The organism is Sphingomonas sp. ABOLE, from assembly GCF_003950455.1.
GTDB classification, from domain to species: domain Bacteria; phylum Pseudomonadota; class Alphaproteobacteria; order Sphingomonadales; family Sphingomonadaceae; genus Sphingomonas; species Sphingomonas trueperi.
Genome location: NZ_QQWY01000046.1, coordinates 25,730 through 34,557 on the forward strand (window position 1 = coordinate 25,730; position 8,828 = coordinate 34,557).

The 8,828-nt window shown below is 65.5% G+C and carries 9 protein-coding genes; 3 read left to right on the forward strand and 6 right to left on the reverse strand.

Annotation, left to right across the window (positions count from 1 at the left end; genetic code table 11):
• Positions 1 to 53 precede the first annotated feature (53 nt).
• Positions 54 to 677 (reverse strand): pyridoxamine 5'-phosphate oxidase family protein, encoded by a 624-nt coding sequence (locus tag CA234_RS20795; RefSeq protein WP_125978139.1) that lies wholly within the window; start codon positions 675 to 677, stop codon positions 54 to 56.
• A gap of 23 nt (positions 678 to 700) precedes the next feature.
• Complete coding sequence (locus tag CA234_RS20800) at positions 701 to 1,384, reverse strand: isochorismatase family protein (RefSeq protein ID WP_125978141.1); 684 nt, start codon at positions 1,382 to 1,384, stop codon at positions 701 to 703.
• A 308-nt stretch (positions 1,385 to 1,692) separates the two neighbouring features.
• On the opposite strand from CA234_RS20800, the gene CA234_RS20805 reads away from it, so the two are divergent.
• Complete coding sequence (locus tag CA234_RS20805) at positions 1,693 to 2,310, forward strand: response regulator transcription factor (protein WP_241213611.1); 618 nt, start codon at positions 1,693 to 1,695, stop codon at positions 2,308 to 2,310.
• A gap of 17 nt (positions 2,311 to 2,327) precedes the next feature.
• Here the strand turns inward: CA234_RS20805 and CA234_RS20810 are convergent, their stop codons facing one another.
• Positions 2,328 to 2,708, reverse strand: a complete 381-nt coding sequence (locus tag CA234_RS20810) for a transcriptional regulator (RefSeq protein ID WP_125978145.1) — start codon at positions 2,706 to 2,708, stop codon at positions 2,328 to 2,330.
• Positions 2,709 to 2,945: 237 nt separating this feature from the next.
• On the opposite strand from CA234_RS20810, the gene CA234_RS20815 reads away from it, so the two are divergent.
• Entirely contained in the window at positions 2,946 to 6,002 is a 3,057-nt protein-coding gene (locus CA234_RS20815; protein WP_164521898.1) for a sensor histidine kinase, read from the forward strand.
• Here the strand turns inward: CA234_RS20815 and CA234_RS20820 are convergent.
• Entirely contained in the window at positions 5,999 to 6,295 is a 297-nt protein-coding gene (locus tag CA234_RS20820) for a GNAT family N-acetyltransferase (protein ID WP_125978149.1), read from the reverse strand. The genes CA234_RS20815 and CA234_RS20820 overlap by 4 nt on opposite strands.
• A gap of 36 nt (positions 6,296 to 6,331) precedes the next feature.
• On the reverse strand, positions 6,332 to 7,207 hold the full coding sequence (locus CA234_RS20825) for an alpha/beta hydrolase (protein WP_126002645.1): 876 nt from the start codon (positions 7,205 to 7,207) through the stop codon (positions 6,332 to 6,334).
• A 242-nt stretch (positions 7,208 to 7,449) separates the two neighbouring features.
• Between CA234_RS20825 and CA234_RS20830 the strand changes: the two genes are divergently transcribed.
• Positions 7,450 to 8,430, forward strand: a complete 981-nt coding sequence (locus tag CA234_RS20830) for an alpha/beta hydrolase (RefSeq protein WP_126002646.1) — start codon at positions 7,450 to 7,452, stop codon at positions 8,428 to 8,430.
• 212 nt (positions 8,431 to 8,642) lie between these two features.
• Here the strand turns inward: CA234_RS20830 and CA234_RS20835 are convergent.
• Positions 8,643 to 8,828, reverse strand: a 186-nt coding sequence (locus tag CA234_RS20835) for an integrase core domain-containing protein (protein ID WP_164521899.1), incomplete at its 5' end; no start/stop codon positions are given.

Sequence of the window (8,828 nt, forward strand, 5' to 3'; positions counted from 1 at the left end):
AGCGCAGTTCGTCAGAGGAAGGGTACCTTCCCGAAGGACGATTTGACGCGGGATCAATCACGTCCGGCCAGTTGGCGGCGCAGTTCGGCATTTTCCCGCTCCAGCGCTGCCAGCCGGTCGTGCAGTGGCTGAACTGCTGTCGCGATCTCGCGCTCGCTGAATCGCGGCACGATATGCTGCGGGCAGTTCCAGTCGAAGGCGACCAGCCGCAAGCGGAAGATCCGCTCGACAGACGCCCGATACCCGGGATCGGTCACGCGCTCCGCCATCGCCGGATCGGCAGCAGGTGCAAGCGTCTCGACATGCACGTACATCTTCAGCCGGGCGCGCCGGGCATAATCCATCAGGATCAGGCACGCCCGATCATTCGCCCGGAAATTGCCGGTACTGATATATTGCCGATTGCCCCGGTAATCGGCGAAAGCGAGCGTCTGCGGATCGAGCATTTTCAGGAAGCCGGGTGGCCCGCCGCGATGCTGCACATAGGGCCAGCCGGTTTCCGATACCGACGCGATGTAGAAACTGTCGCGTTGCGCGAGGAACGTAGCTTCGTCGGCGGTGAAGTGATCGAAGGCGCGGTGGCCTTTGAACGATGTCCAAACGTCATCCGCCCCCATTTCCGCCTGTACGGCAGCCACGCCCGGCGTGCGGGCCACGTCCATGAAGCCGTATGGCACAGCGCCCTCCCTCGTCCGCTTACCTATGCGATCGCGTCTCGCGCCGCCTGCTGGGCACGCACATAACTCTCGATCACCGCCGCATAATTCGGCGCGGCCAGACCGTAGAGCGTGGCCAGCTCGGCGGCTTCGGGACGCGCCCAAGTACGGTGGAGTTCCGAGAGCAGCGCATTGGTCGAGGTCGGCTTCACGCCGCCCTGGACGAAGCGTGCGAGCGAAATCTGCGAGACCATCTCGCTCGGATCGCCCGACGCGTCGAGCACCGCATAGACCTCGAACCCCGCCGCCCGTGCGTCGAGCGCCGGGAACATCACGCACACGCTGGTCCACACGCCTGCCATAACCAGCGTCTTGCGCCCGGTATGGCGGACCGTCGCGACGAAATCGTCATTGTCCCAGGCGTTCACCTCGCCCTTGCGCGGCACATAGACGGCATGCGGGGCATGCAAGGCAATTTCCGGCATCAGCGGCCCGTTGGACCCGGCCGGTTCGGAAGCGGTGGTGATGACCGGAATCTCCAGCAAGGTCGCCAGCCGGGCGATCATCTCGACGTTGCGGCGGAGATCGGCCACGGGAATGTCCTTCACCGTCTGGAACAGACCCGACTGGTGATCGAGCAGCAGGATCACCGTATCGGCGGGGTCCATCAGCATGGTACCGCCGCCGCTGGCAAGAACGCTGGATTTGGAGGCAAGCGACGTGGGCATGAGCATAGTCCTGTAGGTTTGCCTCTGCGCCCCGGCAGCGGCCTGGAAGGGTTCGGTCGAAAGTACATGCGGGGTTGTACGCGACATCGGCGCGACGCTCTGGTCAGCTGCGGTAAGATGCGGTTAAGTACAGGCATCGTCCGGCAGACACCGCAGACATCTTGGTGGATAGGAGCTGCGCTCGCGCGCCGGCCGCGGGCGGGGCGTGGAAAATGAGATGCGGCAGAGCTAGGCTGCGCTATTGGGGACATCAGGGAAGGTGGCGACATCCGGGGATGGGAGGAGCGCCACCAGGGGATCAAGGAAGCGTGACGATACGGGTGCTGACGGTCGACGATCACGCAACGGTCCGCGATGGCGTGGCCGCTCTGGTCGCACGCCAGCCTGACATGGAGATTGCCGGCGAAGCGGCGAACGGCGCCGAGGCCGTTGCCATGTTCCGCGCGCTCGCGCCGGACGTGACGCTGATGGACCTCCAGATGCCCGATATGGACGGCGTCGATGCGATCGGCGCGATCCTGGAACTGTGCCCCAAGGCGCGGATCCTGGTGCTCACCACCTATTCGGGAGACGCGCAGGCGGTCCGCGCAATCCGTGCCGGCGCGGCAGGCTATCTGCTGAAGAGCTGCCTGCGCACCGAGTTGCTGGACGCGATCCGCGCCGTCGATGCCGGCCGTCGCGCGATGAGCGCGGAGATCAGCCACGCCGTGGCCGAACATGCCCTCGACGAACCGCTGACCGACCGCGAGATGGCAATTCTCGGCATGGTCGCCGAGGGACATCCCAACAAGCAGATCGCCCGCAACCTCGATGTCTCGCCGGACACGATCAAGTCGCACCTCAAGAACATCTTCGCGAAGCTGGGCGTGGATGATCGCACCCATGCCGTCACGGTCGCAATCCGGCGCGGCTTCTTTCACCGCTGACGCGCCGCGAGCTGCGCTCAGTCCTGCACGTCGGCGATGAAGCGATAGCCGCGGCCGGTGACGGTGGCGATGTAGCTCGGCGCCTCCACCACCTCGCCCAGCACCTTGCGCAGGCTGGCGACATGCACCTTGAGATTGCCGTCACCGACGAAGGTGTCGGGCCAGGTGCGGGCGCGCAGTTCGCGCTTGCTGACGACCTCCCCCGGCCGCTCGGCAAGCACGGTGAGAATGTCGAGCGCGCGGGCGCCAATCTTGACCGGCACGCCATGCTTGAGCAGCAGTTGCCGGCCGGGCTTCAGAACGAAGGGGCCGAAGCGGAAGCACCGCTCGATCGCCCGCACCAGGGGCGCCTGATAGGCCGGTAACGGTGCGGGCACCGACAGAGAAGTTGACGGCATGGTGACGACCTCCTGGTTGCACCGTTTCCGACGGACCTGACGCTCTGCGCCAGCGCGACGGGGTGGTGCCCCGGAGACTATGCCGATGGCGTTCCAGCGGCACCCTACCCCCGGGTCTCCCCGCTTCACCCATTTGGGTGATCGACACGGCAGCGCGCCGTCGCGCCCCGTGACACGAGGGCCGCTTTCGACGAGATACAGCGCATGCCATGCGCTGCGAAATACTGGGTCCTGGCCATGCTGGCCCCGCTGTGGAGCACCGGCGACGCCTGCGCAGCGGGCGCACCGCGCAGTCTACAGCAACTGCGGCATACCGCCTGGACGGTACGCGATGGCGCCCCACCGGAGATCTGGGCACTCGCCCAATCGCGCGACGGCTATCTCTGGCTGGGCACGGGGAGCGGGCTGTATCGCTTCGACGGCGCGCGCTTCGAGAGATTCCGTCCGATGCAGGGAGAGCATCTCCCTTCGCTCAACGTAAACTCTCTGCTCGCCACCCGCACCGGGGATCTCTGGATCGGCTTTGCATCCGGGGCGGTAGCGCGGCTCCGCGCCGGGCATCTGGCTACGTTCGACCTTGGTATCTCGTCGGTTCCAGTGCTGGCACTGGCCGAAGACCGCGCAGGGGTGATCTGGGCGGTCTTCGGCGAAGACAATCGCGGCGGCGTTGCGCGCTTCCGCGGGGGCAGATGGGAGGTGCTGGACCGCCGCCACGGCGTGGCCGCAGGTGCCGCGACCAGTGTTGTGGCCGGCATGGACGGGTCCGTATGGATCGCCGTGGGCGGCGAGTTGGCGGTGCTGCGTCCCGGCGCCGCGCGCTTCGCGCGGGTGTCGGCTTCCGCATCAGAGAGACCGCAGTTGCGCCAGGCACCCGATGGCGCGATCTGGCTGAGCACGGGCACCCGCCCCGGCCTCCAGCGCATTGCAGGATCCGCAGCCGGCGCGCCCCAGACATGGGTGCAGCCGCCGATGACGGCCAATCCCCGCGCGGAAAGCATATTCTTCGATCGACGCGACGGACTTTGGGGCACCTATGGCAGCGGCGGTGTCTTTCGTCTCGGTCTTGACTGGGTCGACGGCGCGCTTCTCCCCAACGGCCTGCGCGAACGGTTCGGTTTGGAGCGCGGCCTTACCTCCAACCTCGCCAATCCCATCCTGAAGGACCGCGAAGGCAATATCTGGGTGGGGACCAATCTCGGACTCGATCAATTTCGAGAGACCAGCGCGGTGGTGGCCCTCGGGCTGCCGACCGACTCGCGCAACGGCTTCCGGATTGCGCCGGGTCCAGCAGGCGCGATGTTCGTGACGACCAACGAGGCGCTGTTTCTTGCAAGTCCGGGGCGTGTCGCGCGGAAGCTGGCCCGGCTTCCCAGGCGCCCGCTGATCCTGCACACCGATGCGCTCGCACGCGTCTGGATCGGCACCGATCGGACGCTTGGCATCTGGTCGGGCACGAGCGTGCGCGATGTGCCGCTGCCCTGGCGCCGACCGACGCCATTTGCGCTCGTTGAGGAAAGGCCCGGCCGGATCTGCGTCTCGTCGGCCAACGGCGCTTTTTGCCGGAAGGGTGATAGGTGGGTGCCCGAGCCGCTGCTCGCGACGACAGGCAATCCGCCGACGCAGATCCTGCGCGACGGCGCCGGCCGTACCTGGATCGCCGAAGGGGACCGTATCGAGCTGATCGAGGGGACGAGGCGGCGTGGATTCTCTGCGCGCAAGGATCTGGCGCTGGGTACGGTCGTGGTCATCGCCGTCCGGGGAAACCATGTCTATGCGGGGGGCGATTTCGGTCTGGCGCGGTTCGACGGCAGGCGCTTCGTTACCCTGCGATCCGATGTACATCCCTTCCTGAGCCGGACCGCCGGGATTGTCGAAACCGCCTCGGGTGACCTTTGGCTCAACACCGCCCGCGGTGTGGTCAAGGTCGCTCGGTCGGACCTCGAGGTGGCGTTCGCGCATGCCACCCGTCCGATCAAGGCGCGTGTGTTCGATCGCGACGATGGCATGCCCGGCGTGGCCCAGCAGGACTCCTGGTCGCAGACAGCCTTCGAAGCTGAGGATGGACGCCTCTGGTTTCTCACCAGGGTCGGTGTCGCCTGGATCGACCCGACACAGCTGTTCTTCAATCGGCTGCCACCGCCGGTGATCATCAAGTCGCTGACATCTGGAGGACGCTCCTATTTGGGTGAGGCGCCTATTCTGCTGCCGAAGGGCACTTCAAACCTCCAGATCGCCTATACCGCGACAAGCCTGGCCGTGCCTTCGCGCGTGCAATTCCGCTACCAGCTGGAGGGAATCGACGACGGCTGGGTGGACGCGGGCACGCGGCGCGAGGCCTTCTATACCGGGCTCACGCCGGGCAGCTATCGTTTCCGCCTGATGGCGGCGAACGAGGACGGCGTTTGGAACCGGCAGGGCGCGACCCTGGCGTTCACGATCCCGCCCACCTTCGTCCAGAGTTGGACCTTCCGGCTGCTCTGCGGCTTGGCCGCGCTGCTGATACTGGGGCTGCTCTACCGCCTTCGTCTGCGTGCAGCCGCCCACCGCATTCGCGCGCGCATGGCCGAACGGATGGGCGAGCGCGAACGCATCGCCCGCGAGCTGCACGACACGCTGCTGCAATCGGTCCAGACCCTCACGCTGCATGTGCAGGTGGCGGTGGAGGATTTGCCCCGAGATGCGCCGGAACGCGCCAGGCTGGAGAGCGCCCTGAACCGTGCCGACCGGGCGATATCGGAGGGGCGCGACCGCGTGCGCGACCTGCGCACCCAGCTCGATCCTGAGGGTATCGTGGAGATCCTCGCCGAGATCGTGGCCGAACAGGGCTTCGATCCTGCAACGGGTGTCCGGATCCAGGCGATAGGGGATACCCGCCCACTCACCCCGGTTGCGCTGGACGAAATTGTGCGCATCGCCGGCGAAGCGATTGCGAATGTCCGCCAGCACGCGAAGGCGACCCAGTTGCGCATCGAGATCCGTTTTGCCCGACCTCTCACGATCCGGCTTTCCGACGACGGTGCAGGGATCCCTGCGGCGATCCTCGAGCGCGGGGGGAAGGCAGGACACTATGGGCTGCAAGGGATGCACGAACGCGCGAGGAAACTCCGCGGCACCCTCGCCATTCGCGCGCTTGCAGTCGGCGGAACGGAGCTGGTGCTCACGATCCCGGCGCATGTCGCCTATGCCCGTCGCGGCGGATCGCGGTGGTCGGCGTGGCGGGACAGGCTGCCGCGTCTGTTCAACGCCCGGCTGTGGCGGCGGCTCGCCGCCTCCCGCCACATCACCATCGACTAGACAGGCGAGGACTCGGCCAGAAGATCCCGCGCTTCGGGATGGCGCTGCAGATAGGCGCTGACGAATGGACAGCGCGACGCGATCCGCAATCGCTGCGCGCGGACGTCCGCCAGCGCCCCGGCGATCAGGCGGCTGGCGATCCCCTGCCCTTCGAGTGCCTTGGGTACGACCGTGTGGGTGAAAACGACGACGTCGTCGTGACGCCGATACTCCGAAAAGGCGATTCCCTTGGCGGTGGCCAGTTCGTAGCGGCTTGCGTTCAGGTTGTTCCGAACCTCGCTGTCTGCTTGCATCGTCTCTCCTCTTATCGTCGGATGTGACGCAGCTCCCTAGCGCAGATGGCGCTGGAGAAAGTCGCACATATGATCGGCGATCACGCCTGCGTGCGTCTCCAGCGCGAAATGACCTGCATCGAGCAGGTGCACCTCGGCTTCGGGCAGGTCGCGCCGAAAGGCCTTCGCACCCGCGGGCAGGAAGAACGGGTCATTCGCCCCCCACACCGCCAGCAAGGGTGGCTGCCGCTCGCGCAGATAGGTATGGATGCGCGGGTACAACGCGACATTGCGCGCATAATCGGCGATCAGGTCCAGCTGGATCTGGTCCTGGCCCGGGCGCGCCAGCAGCGCGGCATCGAGCCAATAGCCTTCGGGGGCGACCCGGGCCGGATCCGGCGCGCCGTGGGTATATTGCCAGCGCGTGGTCTCCAGTGTGAACATGCTCCGCATCGCGTCGCGGTTGGCAGGCGAAGGATCTGCCCAATAGGCGCGGGTCGGCGCCCAGCCTTCGCTCATGCCTTCTTCATAGGCGTTGCCGTTCTGCGACACGATCGCGCGGATCGCGTCCGGCCGCTGCGGGGCGAGGCGGAACCCAACCGGCGCGCCGTAATCGAACAGGTACAGCGCGTACTGCCTCAGGCCGAGCACGTCGCAAAAGGCACCGATCGTCTCCGCGAGGCTGTCGAAGCTGTACACGAAGTCGTCGGGTACTTCGGTGAAGCCGAAACCGGGCAGGTCCGGCGCAATCACATGGAACCGGTCGGCCAGGCGGGGCATGAACGCGCGGAACTGATGCGACGAGCTCGGAAAGCCGTGCAGCAGCAGGATCACCGGATTTCGGAGATCGCCGGCCGCTCGGTAGAATATGGATACCCCGGCCGCCTCGATCCGGTGGACGGACGTCTCAAGATGCTCGGACGGACGCTGCATCGATACCTCATGTCGGAACGCCGCGGCGCTGCCGGGCTAGCTCCCACCTTCGCCCCCCATCGGCAAGACACAAGTAAATCCTCGTATATTCGGGTTCAACGATGCGGCACCCGGGCGATTACGCGCCAAGCTTCCGGCATCACGCTTCACGGAATTTTACCACAAGCGACACCAGCTTACGCTCGACCTGGCTACTTCTTGCGGGAGCCGACGCGCACTTCTAACTCGCAAGGAGACTAAACATGAAACAACTTCTGATTAGGGGGGCGCTTGCCGCCGCTACGATCGCTGCCGCTCCCGCGGCATTCGCCTTCCCCGAAGCCGCGCCCCAGCCGCCTGCGCCGAGCATCAGCGTCCCGGTGATCCACTATCGCACCATCACGGTCGACGGGGTGAAGGTGTTCTACCGCGAGGCCGGCCCTGCCGACGGCCCGGTGGTCCTGCTGCTGCACGGCTTCCCCACCTCGTCGCACATGTTCCGCAACCTGATCCCGCTGCTCGCGGACAAATATCGCGTGATCGCGCCAGACTATCCGGGATACGGCCAGAGCGACGCGCCCGATCACACCAAGTTTGCCTACACCTTCGCCAACCAGGCGGATATCGTCGACAAGCTGGTGACCCAGCTCGGCGCCAAGCGCTACACCATGTACGTGATGGATTACGGCGCGCCGATCGGCTACCGGCTCGCGCTCAAGCACCCGGAGCGGGTGAGCGGCCTGATCGTCCAGAACGGCAACGCCTATGACGAGGGGCTGCAATCGCCCTTCTGGGATCCGATCAAGGTCTATTGGCGCGACCGTTCGCAGAAGAACCGCGACGCGCTGAACAATCTCGTCACGTTCGACATTACCAGGTTCCAATATACCGACGGCATGGGCGACGTATCCCGGATCAGCCCGGACAACTGGGTGCACGATCAGGCGCTGCTCGATCGCCCCGGCAACCGCGACGTCCAGCTCGACATGCTCGGCGATTATGGCTCGAACGTGCCGCTATATCCGCAATTCCAGGAATTCTTCCGCACGCGCCGGCCACCGACGCTGATCGTCTGGGGCAAGAACGACAAGATCTTTCCAGAGGAAGGCGCGCATCCCTATCTTCGGGATATCCCCAAGGCAGAGATCCACATTCTTGATTCGGGGCATTTCGCGCTGGAAGACCGGCTGGACATGATGGCGCCGCTGATCCGGAGCTTCCTGGATCGCAATCTCACCAAATGACCGACGTTGCCGTACCCGCGACACCCAGCGCGTCGCGGGCTGCACAGTATCGCACCGCATGTTCAGCCGGTTGATTATGGTAAAGTACGCCGCCACATCGGCCGCAAACACATCCACTGGTGATATAGCGCAGAAGCCGGTCGGAAATTACCCGAACGGCAATGTGAAAATGGAGTATTGAATGCCGGAACGGGTTGACCTGCTCCCCGTTTTCAGGCCGCCGATAAGTTAGCTTCGGTGTCCCTATGCCCTTGGCGGTGGCGGCTCGTAAACTCGGCGGGTGCCAATCCGCCAAGGCTGCTGTGTGGACGCACGGTGTTGTAGTCCGTCCGCCATGCCTCGATGATCCGTCTTGCTGCGGCCAGCGATGGGAACAGGTGCTCGTTCAGGCGCTCGTT